General features: G+C 69.5%; 14 protein-coding genes and 3 pseudogenes. 4 read left to right on the forward strand and 13 right to left on the reverse strand.

Annotated features, from left to right (window positions below):
- Positions 1-51: 51 nt before the first annotated feature.
- The 3 genes and pseudogenes from E4N62_RS43700 to E4N62_RS43710 form a co-directional block, all read right to left on the reverse strand.
- Positions 52-759 (reverse strand): annotated as a pseudogene (locus E4N62_RS43700) (hypothetical protein); the annotation flags it as partial.
- A 104-nt stretch (positions 760-863) separates the two neighbouring features.
- Positions 864-1,097 carry a DUF6069 family protein gene (locus tag E4N62_RS43705; protein WP_230223787.1) on the reverse strand — a complete coding sequence of 78 codons (234 nt, stop codon included), beginning with the start codon at positions 1,095-1,097 and terminating at the stop codon, positions 864-866.
- Entirely contained in the window at positions 1,094-1,636 is a 543-nt protein-coding gene (locus tag E4N62_RS43710) for a TetR/AcrR family transcriptional regulator (RefSeq protein ID WP_230223788.1), read from the reverse strand. The genes E4N62_RS43705 and E4N62_RS43710 overlap by 4 nt, the downstream gene beginning before the upstream one ends.
- 318 nt (positions 1,637-1,954) lie before the next feature.
- Between E4N62_RS43710 and E4N62_RS43715 the strand changes: the two genes are divergently transcribed.
- A protein-coding gene (locus E4N62_RS43715) for an IS3 family transposase (RefSeq protein ID WP_230213881.1) occupies positions 1,955-3,207 on the forward strand; the annotation gives its coding sequence in 2 pieces (ribosomal slippage) (positions 1,955-2,237 and positions 2,237-3,207; 1,254 coding nt in all).
- Here the strand turns inward: E4N62_RS43715 and E4N62_RS43720 are convergent.
- From E4N62_RS43720 to E4N62_RS43730, 3 genes are all read right to left on the reverse strand, one after another.
- Positions 3,191-3,589, reverse strand: a complete 399-nt coding sequence (locus E4N62_RS43720) for a hypothetical protein (RefSeq protein WP_230223789.1) — start codon at positions 3,587-3,589, stop codon at positions 3,191-3,193. The genes E4N62_RS43715 and E4N62_RS43720 overlap by 17 nt on opposite strands.
- A 277-nt stretch (positions 3,590-3,866) precedes the next feature.
- A complete protein-coding gene (locus E4N62_RS43725; RefSeq protein WP_230223790.1) occupies positions 3,867-4,058 on the reverse strand; it encodes a TfoX/Sxy family protein in 192 nt (63 codons plus the stop codon).
- A 17-nt stretch (positions 4,059-4,075) separates the two neighbouring features.
- A complete protein-coding gene (locus E4N62_RS43730) occupies positions 4,076-4,537 on the reverse strand; it encodes an SRPBCC family protein (protein WP_230223791.1) in 462 nt (153 codons plus the stop codon).
- Between the two features lie 515 nt (positions 4,538-5,052).
- Here E4N62_RS43730 and E4N62_RS43735 point away from each other — a divergent pair.
- The 3 genes and pseudogenes from E4N62_RS43735 to E4N62_RS43745 all read left to right on the forward strand — a co-directional run.
- Positions 5,053-5,315: pseudogene (locus E4N62_RS43735) on the forward strand (transposase); the annotation flags it as partial.
- 406 nt (positions 5,316-5,721) lie between these two features.
- Entirely contained in the window at positions 5,722-6,309 is a 588-nt protein-coding gene (locus tag E4N62_RS43740) for a sigma-70 family RNA polymerase sigma factor (RefSeq protein WP_308186284.1), read from the forward strand.
- Positions 6,306-6,920 (forward strand): hypothetical protein, encoded by a 615-nt coding sequence (locus E4N62_RS43745; protein WP_230223795.1) that lies wholly within the window; start codon positions 6,306-6,308, stop codon positions 6,918-6,920. Before E4N62_RS43740 ends, E4N62_RS43745 begins: the two co-directional genes overlap by 4 nt.
- A gap of 416 nt (positions 6,921-7,336) precedes the next feature.
- Here E4N62_RS43745 and E4N62_RS43750 read toward each other — a convergent pair whose 3' ends face one another.
- The 7 genes and pseudogenes from E4N62_RS43750 to E4N62_RS43780 all read right to left on the reverse strand — a co-directional run bounded on the left by E4N62_RS43750 (position 7,337) and on the right by E4N62_RS43780 (position 19,438).
- Positions 7,337-9,307 (reverse strand): bifunctional glycosyltransferase 87/phosphatase PAP2 family protein, encoded by a 1,971-nt coding sequence (locus E4N62_RS43750; protein WP_230223797.1) that lies wholly within the window; start codon positions 9,305-9,307, stop codon positions 7,337-7,339.
- A gap of 191 nt (positions 9,308-9,498) precedes the next feature.
- On the reverse strand, positions 9,499-10,266 hold the full coding sequence (locus E4N62_RS43755) for a ribosome-inactivating family protein (RefSeq protein ID WP_230223799.1): 768 nt from the start codon (positions 10,264-10,266) through the stop codon (positions 9,499-9,501).
- A gap of 406 nt (positions 10,267-10,672) precedes the next feature.
- Complete coding sequence (locus E4N62_RS43760) at positions 10,673-14,389, reverse strand: helix-turn-helix domain-containing protein (protein WP_230223801.1); 3,717 nt, start codon at positions 14,387-14,389, stop codon at positions 10,673-10,675.
- Positions 14,390-14,958: 569 nt separating this feature from the next.
- Positions 14,959-16,512 (reverse strand): alpha/beta fold hydrolase, encoded by a 1,554-nt coding sequence (locus tag E4N62_RS43765; RefSeq protein ID WP_230223803.1) that lies wholly within the window; start codon positions 16,510-16,512, stop codon positions 14,959-14,961.
- Between the two features lie 315 nt (positions 16,513-16,827).
- Positions 16,828-17,355 (reverse strand): TerD family protein, encoded by a 528-nt coding sequence (locus E4N62_RS43770; protein ID WP_230223805.1) that lies wholly within the window; start codon positions 17,353-17,355, stop codon positions 16,828-16,830.
- Between the two features lie 1,103 nt (positions 17,356-18,458).
- Positions 18,459-18,668 (reverse strand): annotated as a pseudogene (locus tag E4N62_RS43775) (IS5/IS1182 family transposase); the annotation flags it as partial.
- A gap of 26 nt (positions 18,669-18,694) precedes the next feature.
- Positions 18,695-19,438, reverse strand: a complete 744-nt coding sequence (locus E4N62_RS43780) for a hypothetical protein (protein ID WP_230223806.1) — start codon at positions 19,436-19,438, stop codon at positions 18,695-18,697.
- Positions 19,439-19,512 lie beyond the last annotated feature (74 nt).

Raw genomic sequence — 19,512 nt, forward strand, 5'->3', positions numbered from 1 at the left:
CACGGGCGCACACCAGTACCGCGACCTGCGAATTCAAGATGAAACGATCTCAATGGTGTGCTTGATCTGGCGTCTGCGAAGGAATCGACTGTTGCGGCAGGAGCTGTACGCCTTATCTCCGCTGAGATGGTCGGGGCGCGTGCGGGGACGGCCGATGGTGAGCCGGGGGACGCTCAGACGTTCCAGCACCGGGATGAGCTGGGGAGCGTCGCCCCACTGACCCGGGGTGATCAGGAACGCCAAGTGCGGGAAGTCCTCGGACTCCGCCAGCACCGCCCGCCACCTGCCCGAATGCGCGAGCGCCCCGACCAGCAGATGAGCGTGCTCGCCCACTCCCCAGCCTTCCGGCGGGTCCGGCAGCTCCGGCCAGTCGAACTGGATCCCCTCGCCCGGCGGATGCGCGATCACCGCGACGTTCCGGCCGGTCGCGGCATGACACGGCTCGCAGTGCGGGCGGACCTGATAGCGGCGAAGCGCGCGGGTGAACGTCGAGTACCCGCCTTCATAGCCCAGGCCCTTGACCTCGTCGAACAAGGTCGAGGCCCACAGGTGAGGATCGTCTGCCAGCCGCTGCCGGCAGTACTCCAGGAACGGCACGAAGGCGTCTGGACTCTGACGGCGCTGCCCCGGGACGTGCTCGCCGTTCAGATAGGCGCGGATGGTCTTGCGGTCCCGGCCCAGATGCCGCGCGATCGCCGAGATCGTCCAACCCTGACGACGCAGTGCATGAGCGTCCACGTCTTCCTCCCGCGTGAGCATCCAGGCCCCGACCAGGCCGAACTCGAAGCTCACGCAGGCTCTCCACAACACACCGCCACCAGTGCGACACGCCGATCAACATCACGCGAAGAGACCCGCCAAGGTCACACGAAGGGTGGGGAGATCAATAGAGCAGGTTTGGTCCACCTCAGAGCACTGGGTGGCCGCTTTGAGAGAGCGTCATCACCCGCCACCGGCACGGCGCCGATGTCGAGCGTCTGCTCGCCGTCGGCGATCCGCAGCCGGTGCCCCAGCAGTGGGTCCGCGACCAGCCACACCAGGACGGGGGCCAGGACGGCCAGGGCCGTAACCCCCAGGCGCCTTCTCCGCGCGCTCACTTGGCGTCCCCCGAGAACGCCCCGTGCAGGAAGACCTCCACCAGCTCCTGCGGGGTCAGGTCGGGCTCGTCGTCCCTGCGCGGCTGGGTGAAGAGCAGCCCGAAGAAGAGGGCCGCGATCTGCTCCGGCGGCCGGCGCAGGGCGGCCTTGTCGGGCTCCAGCAGCTCTGCGAGGGCCGCGCGGATACGGGTCGTCGACTCGGTGCGGCCCGCGCCGCGCACCGTGCCGGGGTGCTTGCCACCGCGATGCCCCAGCGCGCCGGCGATCGCGCCCATCCTGGACATGTGCGCCTGCAGCGCCTCGGCCGTCTTCGCGAGCCGGTCGGGCAGCGGCTGGGACACGTCGATCACGTCGAGCTCACGGACCGCGTGCTCGGGGGAGAGCGCCTCGGCCACACAGGCCTGCAGCAACTCGCTCTTGTCGGCGAAGACCCGGAAGACCGTGCCCTCCCCGATACCCGCGGCGCGGGCGAAGGTGACCGTTGCCCCACTGAAGGCCGGCCGCCATCTCGGCCGACGCGGCGTGTGAAGGGGCGGCACCTTCCGAAGGTGCCGCCCCGCACGTACGTAACTCGGTCCTCGGCCGTCAGGCGGCTACCGAACTCGCCCAGTCGTTGTAGGCGCCGAGGTTGGAGCTGTAGGTGTTGGGGCTGATGGAGATCTGCCCACCATTGCCCCCCTCGTCACGGGCCAGCCAACCCCACTGGCTGGAACCCTGGTTGTTGCGCCACGAGGACGTCTGGTCGTTGAAGCCGTACTCGTTGAGGTTGTGCCAGTAGTAGTCGCTGAAGATCAGCCGGCGTCCGCTGAACCGCCCCGGTTCGAATGGAGACTCGATTCCGTGTAAGGATCAGAGTCATGGCACGTCCCTCCTCCTATCCCCCTGAGCTGCGCAAGCGCGCGGTGCGCATGGTCGCCGAGGTCCGCGGTGACTACCCGACCGAGTCCGCCGCGATCAACGCGGTGATGGCGAAGCTCGGCATCGGCTCGCGCGAGACGTTGCGCAAGTGGGTCCGCCAGGACCAGATCGATTCCGGGACCCTGCCGGGGACGACGAGCGAGGAGTCCGCGCAGATCAAGGCGATGAAGAAGGAGATCGCCGAACTCAAGCGCGCGAACGAGATCTTGAAGGCCGCGGCGAGTTTCTTCGCGGCCGAGCTCGACCGGCCACTTCCTCGCTCGTAACGTTCATCGACGAGCACCGGGACCGCTTCGGCGGCGTCGAGCCGATCTGCCGCGTACTGACCCAGCACAGCTGCAAGATCGCCCCCTCCACCTACTACGCCTGCAAGAAACGCCTCGAAAGCCCCTCTCCGCGAGCGGTGCGAGACGAGGAACTCAAGGAGCTGATCCAGGAGGTCTACCAGTCCAACTACCGGGTCTACGGCGCCAGGAAGGTCTGGCGACAGCTCAACCGCCAGGGCCACGAGGTGGCCCGCTGCACGATCGAGCGCCTCATGCGCGAGCTCGGCATCGCCGGCGCCGTCCGCGGCAAGAAGGTCATCACCACCATGCCGGATCCGGCCGCCGCCCGGGCCCCGGACCTGCTCGACCGCGAGTTCGTCGCCCCGGCTCCGAACCGCACCTGGGTCGCCGACTTCACACACGTCGCGGCCTGGGCGGGCGTCGTCTATGTCGCGTTCGTCGTGGACACCTTCTCGCGTCGCATTGTCGGCTGGTCCGCGTCGTTGTCGAAGGAGACCCAACTCGTCCTGGACGCCCTGGACATGGGGCTGTGGCAGCGCGACCGCGACGGCCGTCCGCCGGCCCCTGGCGAGTTGGTCCACCACTCCGACGCCGGGTCGCAATACACCTCATTTCGCCTCGCCGAACACCTCGACGCGGCCCGCATCGCGGCCTCAATCGGCTCGGTCGGCGACGCGTACGACAACGCGCTCATGGAGTCGACGATCGGTCTGTTCAAGACCGAGGTCATCAAACCGCAGCGGCCGTGGAAGACGCTCTCGCACGTCGAGCTCGCCACCGCCGAGTGGGTCGACTGGTACAACCACCGCCGGCTCCACGGTGAGATAGGGCACATTCCGCCCGTCGAATACGAAGCCAACTACTACCGAGCAACCACGAAAACCCAGCTCACAGCCACCAACTGAGATCTCCACCGAACCCGGGGCGGTTCACGCCCCCGTTGGCGTGTTCGTACAGGCACAGCCAGCCGCTCGCGCAGGCCGGTGTGGCCTGGATCTGCGCCGAGTTCTTGCCCTTCATCAGGGGGTCGGTGGCGCGGGAGTAGCCCAGCACCCGGTCGGCTTCCTCGTGGGTTTTGAAGCAGCGCACCGATGTCTTGGAGTACACCACGCAGCTTTCGGCGGAGCCCCACCCGTCCTGCTTCAGGTTGATCTTCTGCTGTCCGAGGGCGGCGACGGCGCCGCCCATCGACGACTCGGAGGTGGCCGCCGCCGACGCCGGTCCCGTGAGCAGGACGCCGGTCGCCGCGATCGCGGTGGCGAATAAGATCGAGCTGACTTTCTTCATTCGTTCCCCCTTGCCTGGTTCTGCAGGCCGTTCCTGCCCTTGTCCCCCTTGGTACATCGACTCCGGCGAGGCCCGGCCCTGGTCATGGCCATGTCTATGGGGTGACTCCCCGGGGGTCAAGAAGTTGCGCACCCGCTCATGACTTTTGGCTCAAAAGCCACAGACACCCGCTATGGCCCCGTACGGCTATCGCAGCCCCGGCCGCGGCCGCCCCTGCTCTTCCCCGCCTCGCCGCGGCCGGGCACCGGTCAAGGACGCCGCACCCGGCGAGATGGCGTCATGATGTGCGCCGGACCGGCCGGGCCGGGGTCGCGTCGGTGCAGTCGGGGCCGACCCGCACCATGCGATCGTCGCCGCGCACGCCCACGCCCACGGCCACGGTGCCGCGCTGCAGGAAAGCGATCCCGCCGAACAACCGTCTGTCGGGGACGTCCTGGTCAGTGCCCAGTCGTCGTCGGATCCGTTCCACCAGTCACTCGTCGTACCTCACAGCCCATCCCCCTCCCGTGTGCCGAGCCGGTGCCCGAGGTCGCGAAGGTCCTTGCCGATGGACGAGCCGACCTGGCGGGCCAAGAGCGGCGCGGCCAGCCGGTAGAAGCCGCCCCCACCGCCTCGAACGCGGATACGGGCGAGGGTGCCACGCGGGTCCGGCTCGAAGGTGTACGTGACATGCATGGGCATCGGACCGGCCACCGAGCCCATCTCCAGCAGGCGGGGCGGTTCGTACTCCAGCACGCGCATGACGTAGTCGATGCGACGACCTAGGAAGTACGCCGTCCGGGTGACCTCGGCGCCCACGCCGAAGCCCCCTTCGTCCGCCTCGCGAGTCAACTGCGCGACGCGGATCCCCTGAGTCCACTCGGGGTCGTGGCGCCAGTCCATGGCGTACGCCGCCACTCGTGCGGGAGGGAGCGGGATCACGCGCTCCGCGGACACATCGATCGTCATGGCGCTGGTGCCCTGTCCTTGGTCTTCTCATTGGCAGCCGGTCGGCCGGTCGGCCGAGATGCAGGGGCCGGCCGGTCCCTCCAGGATCCGGGAGGCTGGAGGTCGGCGCACGACGAGCCGCGCACGACGAGCGGCGCACGACGAGCGGTCGGGCACCCCTGGGCCCCATCGTGTGCCGGTGAGGAACCCGGCGTGTTTCGGTGCGTCGTGACGGGACGGCGCGTGAGTTCCGCGAGACGCTGCCGCTGGCACCCCAGCCCCCGCCCTCTGCCCGCTCTTCTCCCCGGAGGCCCTAACTGGCTCTGCCGAAATGCGGGTTGATCATGTGAAGGTCCGTTTGGGCGCGGCCGCCGAGGTTGCCCTCGGTGCCGACCTTGATCGCTTGTTGATGAGGACATGGGGAAGCGTCAGTCGCCGCCGTGGATCGTGTCGGGCGAACTGTGGTCGCTCATCGAGCCGTTGCTGCCCGAACCACTGCCCAAGCAGGTGGATGGGCGGCCGGGGGTGCCCGACAAGGGATCCCGCTCGCGGTGTCGCTGACCGGCGGAGACCACAACGAGGTCACCCAACTGCTGCCGCTGCTGGACAAGATCCCGGCAGTGGCGGAGTCGTCGGCCGGCCGCGCAGGCGGCCCGAGACGCTCTTCGCCGACCGCGGCCACGACCACGACAAGTACCGCCGGTTCCTGCGCGAGCGCGGCAACCGGACAGCGATCGCCGAACGCGGCCGGCCTCACGGCACCGGTCTGGGCACATCACGCTGGGTCGTCGAGCGCACTGAGTCCGCACAGAGCGGCGTGCCGTCCCCGTGCTCGTGGTGGTGGTCGCGTGGGCGTCGGACGGATTCCTCCACGAAGCCTGGCTTGAGAGGCCTTGAGCGAAGAGCGAAGCGCTCGTGCCTGCGTGACCGCCGCCACCCCAGGCCGTGCTTGCTCGGTGACGTTGGCGGTGCGAGCCCGCTACATGGTGACCTCTTGATATGCCCGGGCTTTGCGAGCTCCCGTCGAGCCCGAGGCCCGTGCGACGCGCTGTGCCACGAACGACCGGTGAGGTGGCGGACCGGCCTTGTCGCCTGCCTGATCACGCATCGCCACGTCCAAAGGCTTTGTCAGGGCCAGTAAGAGATCCGGCCCGGCCGTACATCTCCCCATTGACGGCCACTGCTGGACGGAACATGGAGACCTTGTGAGACGACGACGAACGACCGCTGGGGAGTACGGTGACCCGGCCGGACACCGGGCCCTGGAAGCTCTGTACACGGCTCATGCCGATCGGGTCCTGGCGTTTCTGATGCACCGTACGGACCGGGAGACAGCTCAGGACATCCTCTCGGAGACCTTTGTACTGGCCTGGCGCAAGTCCGGATCCGTACCCGACGATGCCCTGCCGTGGCTGCTCGCCTCGGCCCGGCGGCTGCTCGCCAACCGTGTGCGGTCCGACCGGCGGCGCCACGCGTTGACCGAGCGTCTGGCGGTGATGGCCGACCGACCGGAGACCTCGGAGATCGGGGACACGATAGTGGCGCGTGCCGAGGTGGCCGCTGCGCTGTCGGCGCTGTCCGAGCAGGACCGGGAGGTACTCGTGCTGAGTGCCTGGTACGGCCTGACTGCCAGGCAGGCGGCGGTGGTGCTGGGCTGTACGGCCCCCGCCTTCGCCGTGCGTCTGCATCGGGCACGCAAACGGTTCAGGGCAGCACTGCCCCCTGCGGTCCATGCACAGTCGGCCCAAGGTGCTTTTCCCCAGCCCCACCTCACCCACAGGGAGTCAGCATGAAGCCGACCGCCGCCCAGCACGGCCGGGGACCCGACCTCGCCGCCATCCGAGCCCTGCGGCCTTCCGGCGACGACACCGACGGCTGGGCCGCATCCGCCGACGGCCAGGCCGTGCTGCGCGAGATCCTGCGACGTACCGAGCAGCCGCGTGGCACGGCCGGTACAGGCAGCCGCCGGCACCTGTTCATGGTGGGTGCGGTCACGGCCGCCCTCCTGGGCGGTGCCACCACGGCAGCCGTAGCCACTCTCGGGCCCTGGAGCGAGGGCGGGCGCGATGTCTTCTGCGCGCGCACGCTGTCGCCCGAGGCGGACCTGAGCCAGCTGCCGCTCCAGGACATGAAGGATTTCGACCCGCAGGACGCGGCACGTTCCTGCGCCGTGGCCTGGGACCGACTGTGGAACCAGTCCGCACCGGGCACCGCGCCCAAGTATCCCAAGCCGACCCGGTTCGCGGCCTGCTATCACCCCAATGCGCAGCCTGACCACGGCGAGTCCTCCGCCACCGACGCCCGCAAGAAACTCGGCGGGCCGGTGATCTATCCGGCGGACGGCTACCCGACGGAGAAGGCGGCCTGCGCGGCCATCGGCTCCAAGCCCGTGGCAGGCGGCTGAAGCCGACGGTTCAAGCCTGCTTACATGTGACGGCGGTCCGGGGCGCTCTGGGTGAAGCCCGCCGGCCCACCGCTGGCCCCGGTTCAGCCCAGTGGTAGGTCACTGTCAACCACGCCGGAGCCGCTGCGGGAACACGGATCGGCCGGACCTGCGTGCCGGCGGTTCGGCCGTGGCCGCCGACAGTACCTGTGGGCGGGGGCGGGAAGCGACGGGAGAGGGAGTCGGTGCCCACCTCGAAGGCCGACATCCGGCTCGGAAGCCGGCACGGCGGCCTTGACCAGCGGCCCGTGTAGTCGATGGCGGCCGGGAGGCTGGGAGACCGGCTGGGGCTGGAGACCGGAGGAGGGCTGCAAGGACGCCCGTAGTGGGCGCCCAGGACTCTGGTGGAAGTCACCACCGCGGATCCCGGCCGACGGTCAACGGCGGACGGGATCGGGCGGGCCGCTTACGACAGTCAGCGGGACCCCCTCGTCCGCCTTCCTGCCGTTCTTGCCCAGGGCCGCCCTCGGCCCCGTGAGGAGGTACGTCAGACCGAAGCCCGCACCCACCACCGCCGCCCCGCCCACCGCGTCCAGCACCCAGTGGTTGCCCGTCGCCACGATCGCCAGGACCGTGAAGAAGGGGTGCATCAGGCCGAGGACCTTCATCCACACCCTGGGGGCGACGATCGCGATCGTGAGCCCGCACCACAGGGACCAGCCGAAGTGCAGGGACGGCATCGCCGCGTACTGGTTGGTGAGTTCGGTCAGCCTGCCGTAGTCCGGGCGGGAGAAGTCCTGGACGCCGTGGATGGTGTCGATGATGCCGAGGCCGGGCATCAGCCGCGGCGGCGCCAGCGGGTAGAGGAAGAAACCGACGAGCGCGAGGACCGTGGTGAAGCCGATGGCCGTGCGGGCCCAGCGGTAGTCGGCGGGGCGGCGCCAGTAGAGGAGGCCGAGGACGGTCAGCGGGACCACGAAGTGGAACGAGGTGTAGTAGAAGTCGAAGAAGACCCGCAGCCAGCCGATCCCGACGACCGCGTGGTTGAACCAGTGCTCGACGTCGAGGAACAGGGCCTCCTCGACGGAGAGGATCTGCCGGGCGTGCTCCTCGGCCGAGGCCCTGCTGCCGGTGGCCTCCAGGCGGGTGCGCTGGTAGGCCGTGTACACGACGCGGATCAGCAGCAGTTCGAGCAGCAGGTTCGGCCGGGTGGCCACCCGGCGCAGCAGCGGCACCCAGCGGAGACGGGTCTCCGCCTTCGGGGCGTACTGCGTGGGGATCGGCGTCCCGTAGTACTCCGAAGTACGCGACAGAAACGGCACGACGAGCGCGCAGGCGAGCGCCGCCAGCAGGACCACGTTGTCCCGTGCCGGGTGCAGGATCTCGACGTTCGGCACCATCATCTTCGCGGGCAGCGTCATCACCGAAACGACAGCGATCGGCCACAGGCAGCGCGACGATGCCTTCTTGCCGACCCGGCCGACCACTGCGAGCAGCACCCACAGCAGCTGGTGCTGCCAGGACGTGGGGGAGACGGCGACCACGACGCAGCCGGTGATCGCGACGGCGAGCAGCAGTTGTCCGTCGCGGGCGTAGTGGACGGCCCGTCGCATGCCGAACACGGCGACGGCGGCGGCCAGCGTGAGGAAGACGGCGATCTCCACCGGGCCGGTGAGGCCGAAGCGGAGCAGGGCGCCGTGCAGGGACTGGTTGGCGAGGTCGTCGGCCCGGCCACCGAGGCCGACACCGGCGAGATGGTGCACCCAGTAGGTGGTGGAGTCGTGCGGCAGCGCGGCCCAGGCGAGTGCGGTGGCCCCGGCGAACGTGATCGCGGTGCTCGCGGCGGCGCGCCGGCGGTCGGTGAGCCACAGCAGCACCACGAACAGCAGCACGGTCGGCTGAAGGGCCGCGGCGAGTCCGACGCAGACACCGCCGGCGCGCTCGCCCCGGACGAGGAAGCAGCCCACGAGCACGAGCAGGACGGGCAGGACACTGGTCTGGCCCAGGTACAGCGTGTCGCGCACCGGCAGCGACAGCATCAGCAGGGCCACGGCCACGGGGGCCGCGAGCAGGGCGGTGCGGCGGGTGACGGGCCCGGGCAGGGCACGGGCGGCAACCAGGCCGAGAGCCACCACCAGCAGCAGGGTGCCGAAGGTCCAGCCCCAGCCGAGGGCCTGTTCAGCCGCCGAGGTGAGGGGGTTGAGGTCGAGGCCGCCGAACGGGGTGCCGGTGAACCGGGTCAGGTCCATGAGCGCCTCATCGTTCGGTGTGTCCAGAGCGACGGCGATCTGCCGCACCGCCAGGACCGCGACGACCAGCCACAGCACGGCTCGTACCGTCCCCCACCGGCCCGTCGCCCGACCGGTGCCTATGGCTTCGTCCCGTCCGCTCTGTTCCGCGTTCGCCACGCCCTGTCGTCCTTCCCGCCTGTTCGTCGCTTCATGGGGGCGCTTGCACCACACTCGTGGTGGACGCGGGCATCCCCCCGTGTCACGCGGGCCGGCCATGCCGCTGACCGCCTGTCCACGACCCGGTGCAGAGATCCCGTCGATCATCTGCCGGTGATCCCGGCAACTGCCGATACGCCTGTTGCTCAGGTTCAGACCTGGTGGCGCATCAGGCCGACCTGCTGTGCGGTCAGGAAAACGTCGGACCGGGTGTCCATGCCGCTCGCGATGCGGTGGGCGATGGGGCCCAGCTGGGATGCCTCGGTGATGGCGATGAGGTAGCGCAGCATGCCGCGTGCCTGAGCGGTGCGGTCGATGCCGCGGAAGCCGAGATCCCCGAGGCTGTTCTCGAGGCTGGACTGGCTCAGGTTGACGGAAGTCAGCGGCTGTTTCGCGACGCGGGCGAGGGTGTCGTAGCCCGCCTTGCCGAGGAACCAGTCGTCATCGCTGGCGTCGTCCCTGTGGGCGCAGTCGGAGGCGAGGTTCAGGACGATGTCGGCTGGGGTGTCGGAGAAGAACCGCACGACGCAGAAGTCGCTGAGCCGTACGACCGCATGCACCGTTGGGGTGTCGCTGCCACAGCTGATCACGACGTCGGCGAAACCCCTGCACTCCGTTTCGTCGGGGATGACGGTGTCCACCCCGGTGTCGGCGTCGGGTGTGATGCGGCCCTTTGCGGAGGTCTCAGCGAGGTTCCGCAGATGGTCCAGCATGGCCAGATAGGCGCCCGAGCCCTGGTTGAGGTCCCAGTGGACCTGTGGGAAGTCGGCGTTCTTCCGGCCGTCGGCAGTCTCGGCGTCGGTCGTCATACGGTCCGCCGCCGTCGATGCGGATGTGTCGGCGCCCCCGAGCGGAAGAAAGATCACCAGAATCCCGAGCATGACGGAGAGGACGACTGTGATGACGACGCTGGTGGGCATGGGGTGGGCTCCGGTGGTTCGACGTGCAGCGATCTTGCTCACGCTCACAGCCGGAAGGTTGTTTGGCAGGCCCCTTCTGCCGCCGCATACAACTCCGGAGCATCAGATTCGCACTATTCGTACCGATAGGGTCCTGATATGAGCTCGATACGGCTTCCGTCGCTGCTCGCCGGCTTCACCCCGACGGGGCGTCGCCGGACGCATGCAGTCGACGCGAGCGACGGGGCCGCGGAGCCCGCCACGTGCCTCGACTCCGGTATGGACTGGCTCGGCTCGGTATCGACATCATGCGGAACATGTGGCGGGCGCCCAGGCCGGCCTGCCGGCGGCGACGACCCAGGCGCGGCAGCGTGCACCAGGGCTGCGGGACTGCCCGGCTGCTCTCTTGATCCGCGGCCGACGCGGATCAGAGGCAGACCCGTCGATAGGGCCGGTCCGGAATGTGGGTCCGCCACTGCGCACGGGTCAGTTCCGTGTTCCCTGCACGGGAGCAGACGAGGGACACGGCTCGGTCAGGATCCACGACGTACCGCTGGAGCGGGACGTGCATGCCGCCCGCGTACAGCGTGGTGCTGTCCGGGCTGAAGGCGAGCGTGTGGATGCTCTCCCCAGGGGTGGGCAGGGAAGGGCCCAGGGGTTGTTGGGTCGCGACGTCCCAGAGTTGGACGGTGCCCCCGTCCCCGCCCACGGCGAGCGTGCTGCCGTCCGGACTGAACGCGAGAGCCGTGATTCTCTCGGCCGAGTCGGAGGACTGATCGACGGGCCCCGGAAAGACATTCCTGAGGATGCCCGCTTGGTGCCGGAGGTCGCCGTCCCACAGGGCCACCCGCCCTGTCTCGTCGCCGGCCGCCATGGTGGAGCCGTCGGGGGCGAAGGCGATCGCTCCGATGTCGTCGTGCTGGACGAGGTCGTGGGCGTGGGACCGGTTCCCTCGGACCAGACGGTTGTCTGTCACGAGGAGCCCGCCGTCCGGGCTGACGGCCAGATGACCGCCGCCCGGGCCGGGCAGGAGCGCCGTCCTCCGCTGCCGCGTGGTGTCCCACTTCTCGTTGACGAAGCCGTCCAGGGTTCCGCGTGCGGTGAGGAGCGTACGGCCGCCCGGTCCCAGGGCGACCGCGTTGGTGGACGCCGCGGCCGTCGTCGTGGCCACGTCCACCGTGCTCTTCGTGCGCCCAGCGGTCAGATCCCAGACGGTCAGACGCTGGGGAGCCGTCTCCACACCGGGGACGGAGACCCCGTACACGAGCGCGCGACTGTCGGGGCTGAACGCCAGCAGAGGTTGCGTGAGGTGGATGGGATTGGCCAGCTCGCGGTTGAGGGGGACAGGAAGTGTCGAGGGCGGCAGAGTGCGCAGCACCCTGCCGTCGCGAGTGTTCCGGAGCTGGAAGACGTAGTGGTCACCGATGCGTTCGGCGGTGGCGAGCGTCCTGCCGTCGGGGCTGAGCCGCATGCCGGTGAGCGGCCTGGTGCGCCATGCACGGGTGAGCGTGGTGGTGAGGTCGAGGGTGTGAACCGTGCCGCCTTCGAGGTACCGCAGCAGCGGCCGCGAGGGGTCCCAGCCGAGATCGGACAGCGACTCGTTGTTCAGGGAGTGCCGGAAAACGGGCGTGGCGGGCGTGGACAGCCGCCACACTCTGACCTCCTGGCCACCGCCGGTCGCCAGGAACGAGCCGTCCGGACTCATGACGGCACGGTAGGCGCCGGGATCCCTGAGGTCGGCGAGCCGGCGCCCCGACGCGGTGTCCCAGACCCGCGCCCGGTCCCCGGTGAGGGCGAGGAGCCGGCCGTCGGCCAGGGTGAGGGACGTGCGGTCGCCACAGACGCCGCGAGCACTCGTCCAGGCACCGGCCCGGACGTTGCGCGTGGCGGTGTCCCAGACCTGCGGGGCCTTGCCGCTCGGGCAGACGGCCAACAGCCGGCCGTCGTCGGCCGCCGCGTCGGCGAGTCCCGCCCTCCCCGCCGACGGGGTTCGGAAGACCGGACGGCCGTCCGTCAGGGAGCGGAGCTCGGCCCGGGCGTCGCCCGAAGTCCACACCAGGTAATGCCGACCACTGGCTCCGAACCTCACGACGTCCGTGGGCGACATGGGGGCTCCGATCCAGCGCCTCGCGCGGGTGTCCCACAGTCGTCGTATCCCTTCGGCGCTCAGGATGGCGAGCACCCGGCCGCCGGGCGTTGCGCCCAGCACCATTCCCTGAGGTGCCGGCCCCGAGGCAATGCGTCGGTGCGTATCGACATCCCATGTCCGCCAGGTTCCCCCCTCGACGCTGAGCAGCGAGCGCCCGGAATCGTCCAGCAACCGCTCGGGGGTGGAGCCGGGCGCCGGATCGGTGAAGGTGCCCAGTTCGCGCTGGGCCAGTGCGCCGAGGAGGGCATGGCGGGACTCCGGCAGCGGGGACGTGCGCCATGCGGCGACGCCGAGCAGCATCGCGGTGCGCGGGTCGGAGGTGCGCAGCGCGTCGGCGACCGCGGCCACCCGGCGGGCCGCTGTGTCGGTGGTCTGCTTCTCGCTGTCCTGACGCAGTCGTACGGCGGTCAGGCCGACGACCAGGGCCACCGCCAGCAGGGCGCAGAGCGAGGCCGTGAGCGTGCGGCTGCGGCGGCGGGCCCGGGTGGCGGCCCGCTCCTCCGCCGCCCGCTGCTCCGCCGCGGCGACCAGGAAGGCCGTCTCCTCCGACGTCAGACCGTCGTCGTCCGCGAACAGTTCCTCGGCCCGCGCCAGGCGGGTGCCCCGGTAGAGGGTGCCCGGGTCGCGGTCGTGCTCCAGCCAGGTGCGGGCGGCGTCGGTCAGTTGCCGGTGGTGGCGCAGCCGCTCCCGGTCCGCCTCGATCCACTCGCGCAGCCGCGGCCAGCAGGAGATGAGCGCCTCGTGGGCGAGCTGCACTCCGTCGTCGTCTGTGGTCAGCAGCCGGGCCCGGGTCAGCCGCCCGGCGACGGCCCGCACGTCGGGGTCCTCCCACCCGTCCATCTCCGCCCAGGTGAGCGGGCGACGGGTGTCGGCGTTGCCCTGCCCGGGCTCGACCATTCGCAGCAGCAGGTGCCGGGCCGCGCGCGCCTGCGCCGGTGAGAGTTCCCCGTGCGCCTTCTCGGCGCTGGCCGCGATCGCGCCGCGCACCCCGCCGGCCGCCTCGTACGCGGCGAGGGTCAGCATCCGTCCCTTACGGCGCCGCCAGGTCTCCAGCAGGGCGTGGGACAGCATCGGCAGTCCGCCGGGCTCGTCGAGCACGTCCTCGACGATCCGCGCGGTCAGCGTCCGCTCCACGATGAGCCCGGCGGCCTGCGCGGGACCGATCACCGCCTCACGCAGCCCGTCCGCGGTCATGGGCCCGACCAGGAGCCCGCTGCCGTGCAGGGCCCCCGCCAGCCGCGGGTGCTCGGCGCAGCGAGCGTAGAAGTCGGACCGTACGGCGATGAGCACGCGCAGCCGGCTTCCCGGTTCGCGCGCGGCGAGCAGGAGCTCGAGGAAGCGGTCCCGCTCCGCGCGCTCGCGGCAGAGGGTGAAGACCTCCTCGAACTGATCGACCACCACCCAGCACTCAGGATCGGCGGCTTCAGGTGTCAGCAGATGACCGTAGGTGGTGGCGGGCCGGTCTCCCGGAGTGAGGATCCGGAGCACCGCCGCACGTCCCTGCTGCGCGATCTTCTCCTGTAGCAGCGGAATCAGACCGGCCCGCAACAGGGAGGACTTGCCGCTGCCGGACGCTCCGAACACCACCGCGAAGGGGGACCCGCACGCCAGCTCGCTCAGCTCGTCGATCAGCCGGTCCCGGCCGAAGAACAGCTCACGGTGGTCCGCCTCGAAGCGCGCGAGGCCGCGATAGGGCGGGGTGGCGTCGGCGTCCTCCTGCCGCTCCTCACCTGCCAGCGCCTCGGCCTCCGCCCACCGTGCCTCCCAGGCCTCGGGGTCGGCGCCGCAAGCCCGGACGTACGCCTGGAGCACGGCCAACGACGGCAGTCGCTCGCCGCTCGCGGCCTTCGCCAGGGTCGTCACCGAGAAGCCGGCCTTCTCCGCCAAGGCCCGGTACGACACGCCACCCGCCGAACGGCGCAGCTCCCGGAGATCATGAGCGAGTCGCTGCACCGGACCGGCCGCCGGGTCGACCGGGAGTTCGGGACGCCCCATCGGTGAAGCCTCTTTCGCGTACACAGGAAACAACAAACTGATCAGCAGCCAAGGTACTTTTCGCCTCCCGCGGGCGAAAACCCTTTCCGACTGTGACGTTCACCTGTGGCTCAGGGAGGCGGTGACGCTCGGAGGGGCTGACATCGGCCCCTGCCGGGCACCCTCGACAAGCGGCCCGCGCCGTGCCCATGCCCCTTTTGGATCTGCCTGGCCCCGGGCCGTCCGTCCGGCCGGGACCGGTTCGTACGTGACCGCCGGATGCTGTCCGGCCGCCGCTACGGATGTCCCGGCGTCTCTGGGTGGCCGACGCACGGCAGGGCCTCGCCGACCGGACGCGGCTGGGCCGATCGCGCATCAGTCGAGGCCGGCTGAGGGGCCTTCCTGCCCGAGTGCCGGCCTCTCTTACCCGCACGTACCCCCGGGCGACGATGGCCGTCGCTGCCATCGCCACCGCGGGCGTACCACTCGTCCGCCCCCGGCCGAGTTCCGCAACGTGTCCACGGCTTCTCCCCGGCTGTACCCTGCCACAACCAGAGTTGCCCGCCCTGGAGCTCTGCGGGTCGTCCTTCTCAACCCTGCGGAGCAGAGGACGGCAGGGGGTCGGCGCCGCCCTGCCGGAGTGTGGCCGCAGGTGCCTTGCAGGTCATGTCCTTCGTCGGCAGCTTGCCGGTGGTCAGGTAGGCCGTGGCCGTCTTGTCGGCGCACGTCTCCAAGCCGTAGACACCGTGCCCGACACCTCCGGCGACCGTGACCATCTTCGCCCCCTTCATGACACGGCGCAGGCCCTGGCTGCTGGTCAGCGGCGTCTGGAAATCCCACTCGTACTGCAGGATCAACGCGCCGACCTTGTTGTCGACCCTGGTGGCGGGCTCACTGCCTTGCTTCTTCCAGAAGGCACACGGCTTGATGTTGGACACGAAGTCGCCGTACACCGGGTACGCGGCCTTGTCCCGGATCGCGTCGCTGCGGTACTGCTCCGGATCACGCGGCCAGTCGCGCGTGTCGGCGCAGGCGATGGACCAGAATGCAGCCCCTTCGTTGTCCGAGGGCACGGCACGGCCGAACGACGGCTGAGCCTGCGGGCGTGCCTTGAAGTCCTGGCCGGAGAACGGAGCTCTGCCACCCGCAGCCTTCTTCACCTTGGCGATCCACTGGGCGGCGTCGCGCAGGTAGAAGAACCTGACGCGGCTCTCGGAGCGGATGTCGGCACCGGCCAGTGAGGCGCCCTCGAAGCGGATCGGCTCACGGTCCGCCCGGGCGACCAGGTCGTAGAACGTCTTGCGGACCGACTCGGGAGTGCTGCCCAGCTTGTACGTGGAGTTCCGGCGTGCAGTCCACTCGGCCCACCTGGCGAAGGCGGGCTCGGCGCCCTGCGCCCAGTCCTGGAAGACGCCGCGCCAGACCCGTGCCGGGTCGGCGGCGCTGTCCAGCACGAAGCGGTCGGTGCGCTCGGGGAACATCTGCGTGTAGACCGCGCCGAGGTAGGTGCCGTACGAGACCCCGAGGTAGGAGATTTTCTTCTCACCGAGCACGGCACGGATCACGTCCATGTCCCGGGCGGTGTTGCGGGTGGTGATGTGCCCGAGCCTGTCGCCCTGCTTGGCGTAGCACTTCTCCGCGACGGTCCGGGCCCACGTGACGTCCTTGGCGAAGGTCTCGGGCTTGTAGGGCCGCTCCCGGTTCTCCTCCTTGGACGTCAGACCACAACTGACGGGGGAGCTTTCACCGATGCCCCGCGGGTCGAAGCCCACGAGGTCGTACTTCCTCGTCACGGACTTCGGCAGGATGCTCGCCTCGTCCATCGGCATGGTGACGCCCTCACCGCCCGGGCCGCCCGGGTTGAGCAGGAGCACCCCGCGACGCTCGTTCTTGGTGCTCGTCCGCATCCTCGATATCGCGAGGTCGAGCGTCTTGCCGCCCGGCCGGCTGTAGTCGAGCGGAACCTTGATCCTGGCGCACTGGAAGGCGGCCGGCAGTCGATTGGCGCAACGGTGCCACGACGGCTTCTGCTGGAGGTACGGGTCGAGGGGATTGCCCGCGGCGGACGCCGTGGTGGGGGCCAGCACAGGCATCAGTGCGGGAACCAGGGTGGCGACGACGCCGGCCGCCAGGAGGGACGCCATTCGACTTCTTCGCACAGGGAGGACCTCGGGATCAGCGGGGTGGTATGCGCTGACCTTGCCGTGAAAAGGAGTTGGACGCATCCCTCGCATGACCAAAGGCTTCTCCGCACGCCAACGGGGTGCCCTCGTGCTGGTACCAGACGGTGTCCACTTCGCGGCCGTCCGGGAGGTTGTGGCGGGCCGGGCCTGGGGGCCGGGACGAAGGGGTAGGCGCGCAGCCATGCGAGGGAGAGGTCGAGTACGTGCCGTACGCGCCCGCTCACCGTCAGCCGCGATGAAGCGTCATCCTGCACAGCGGGAGGCGTGACAGAGGTGCTACGAGGCATTGCCCATTTCAGCAGCGAAGACCACGGGGTCGCAGTTGAATCCTCGGACCATCTCGTGGAACTCCCAAGCCGAGGAGGTGGTCCGGGTGAACTCCGCTACGGTGGTGGCGCTGGCCCCGGCAACCTGTGCGAAGTCGTCCTTCAGCAGCTCCTCGTACCCCTCGACCACCAGCACCCCGGCGTTCGATATGTCACCGAAGGTCTTGGGACCGCTGTCCTGGTGGATCGCCACGCCCACCACCACGCGTACGAGGGAGGAAGCCAGGCGACCGAATTCCAGAGTCATCGCCTCGACATAGCCGAAACCCTGACCGGTTTGGCTGTGTCGGCTCATGTTGATGGTGCCGTCCGGTGAGCGGCTGTCGAAGTGGACGACGTACACGGGCCGCCCGTAGGGGGCGTCCGCCGCGTAGGTCGCGGCGATGATGTCGAGATGATGAGGCGGCTGATTCCAGGGACTTGGATCCCACTTCAACCGGACCTCGGCCTTACCCACTCCCTGGCTTCCACTGCGCACCGGATTGCTGCCTCTCCCGCATCAGGCCACCACGGGATGGTCCCGTACGATCAAGTATGGCTCTCGGCCACCGTGTTGAAGCCTTGTTTTCCTGGAAGATGGAGGCGTCGACGAGCCCGGTGTCCACCAGGCCCCCAGGTGGCCCAGGACGGTCTGGTTGGCCTACGGGCGTGGCGGCGGATGAGGTCGTTCCGGGTGGCGGCCCGGACCTCACTGATCGTGGCGACTCCGCCGTCCACTTCAAGGTGAGAGTGCTGTGGCGGCGCGCGGGATGCCCCGAGAGCACCGCCTGAGAACGGGCCCTTGGTCACAGTAAACGAGCCGGGTTCAGACGGTGCGGGCTGCGGCGGACCGAAACGTGCTGAGCCGGGAGAGCGCCCAGCGGATGACAACGAAGAGGTGGGCTCCAGTGACGCGGATGGCGCGTCTTCTCCGTCGCCCGGATCGAGACCCGGGTACAGGCCGAGGTGGACGCCGACTACCAGGCTGTCTGCCGGTTCTGGACCGCGACTGCGTACAATGCGTGTGAATGGCATGGTGGTCACGGGCCCTCCCCAGGGTGTTCCTGCTCCTCGGGTGCGTCACGGAAGCCGAATCGGGCGCTCCATGAGCACGGACGGAACGCTGGCACGCGCCGCACTCGGACTGCATCCGCCCGCAGATTGACCCTCCGGGAGCTCATCGGCCCACCGATTGCCATCCACAGGATGTCCCGCTCTGTCTGTTCGTAGGAACTCTTCTACGGTCTCAGCCAGGCCGGCCGCCCCATCGCGGCCGCCGCTTGGACCCTCAAGGGCGAGGACTGGAACCCCACCTTCCAAGGGTTCAGGCCAACGGGTTCCACGCTTGATGAGGATCAGCGAAGCCCTTGCCTCTCCGGTGTGGGAGAAGGGCCCGGTGCGCCTGGAGGGATGTGGGATCTGCAGCCTTCCCAACCCTGTTACCCGCTCACCACCAGGGACCGCCTCACCCCGCTTGTTCGCGGACGAGGGCGGCATCGGCACGCACGAGCATTCTCCTGAGCATCTCCGTGTGCCATCTCCCCGCCCGGGTCGTCAACGCCAGCACCCGTCAGGCGCTGGCAGACGTCCTTACTTCGTACGGGCCAACTGCCGCATTGTCAGGTCGGTCCGCCAGTACGCGGTGACCAGCAGCACCCGGTCCTCCAGCGGCAGGCTCCAGGGCCGCCCCTGCGCACAAGGGCCACGCCCTTTCTCCGCAATGCGGTGATCAGTATGCCGAACTGACGTGGGTTCAGCCCGGTGAACGGGGACTATTGAGGACGGCTCGGATGCCGTGACCACTCCTGCCATAGGGAGATCATTTCGCGCGAGGGCCTTCATCCCCGCGGACTTGCCTGTGCGGACTGCAACTCGCGAACTCGAGCACGGAAGATACGCCAGCGCCGCTCGTTGTCATGCACCAACATCGCCGACTCCGCCATAAGGTCGGCCGCCCGATCCAGCAGTTCGGAAGCCGAGTGCAGGTAGGCGGGGGACCGCCGTTCACCTGCCAGGTCGGCCCGTAGTGCCGCCGGCGTGCAGTCGACCTTGGCCAGCAAGTCAAGGGCGCGCCGCAGCAGCCGCGCGATCAGGGACTGCAGTGCAGCCGACTGCCAGTCATTGGAGATGATCCGATGCCGTTCCCCGAGCAGGTCGGCCAGCGCGGGGTAGGCGGCCAAGCTCCCCGCGACCTCCCAGGCCTGCTCCATTGCCTGAGTCAGCCAGGCACCCGTCTGTTCCGCGTCATCCGCGACCTGTCGGACCTCACGCTTCAACCGCTGCAATTCGGCCGGCTCGCCCTCACCCTCCATGAACAGGACTCCCGACTCCGCGACGAGTCCGGGGGCATTCAGGTCCTCCGCACCTGTGAACCCGACCTCCGACGCCTGCTCACCCACGCTGACCTCGCCCCACCGGTCGGCCAGCGCCTTCAGCACCCGAGACCGCGCCTGTAGCTCACTGGCCTGCTTCAACGGCGCCTGAGAGTAGTACTCCTCATGCTCTCGATGGAACCGCGCGAGATTGTCGATCAACCGCAGGAGCGACTCAGGAGGGCTGACCTGCGCTTCGTTCTCAGCCATGCCGACAGTCTGCACCGCTCGCACGCGCACAGATGCCGAGGCGCACGCCCGCCGCAGCGGATTCCAGCCATCTG

Origin of the sequence: Streptomyces sp. MNU76 (genome assembly GCF_020982545.1) — a bacterium.
GTDB lineage: Bacteria > Actinomycetota > Actinomycetes > Streptomycetales > Streptomycetaceae > Streptomyces.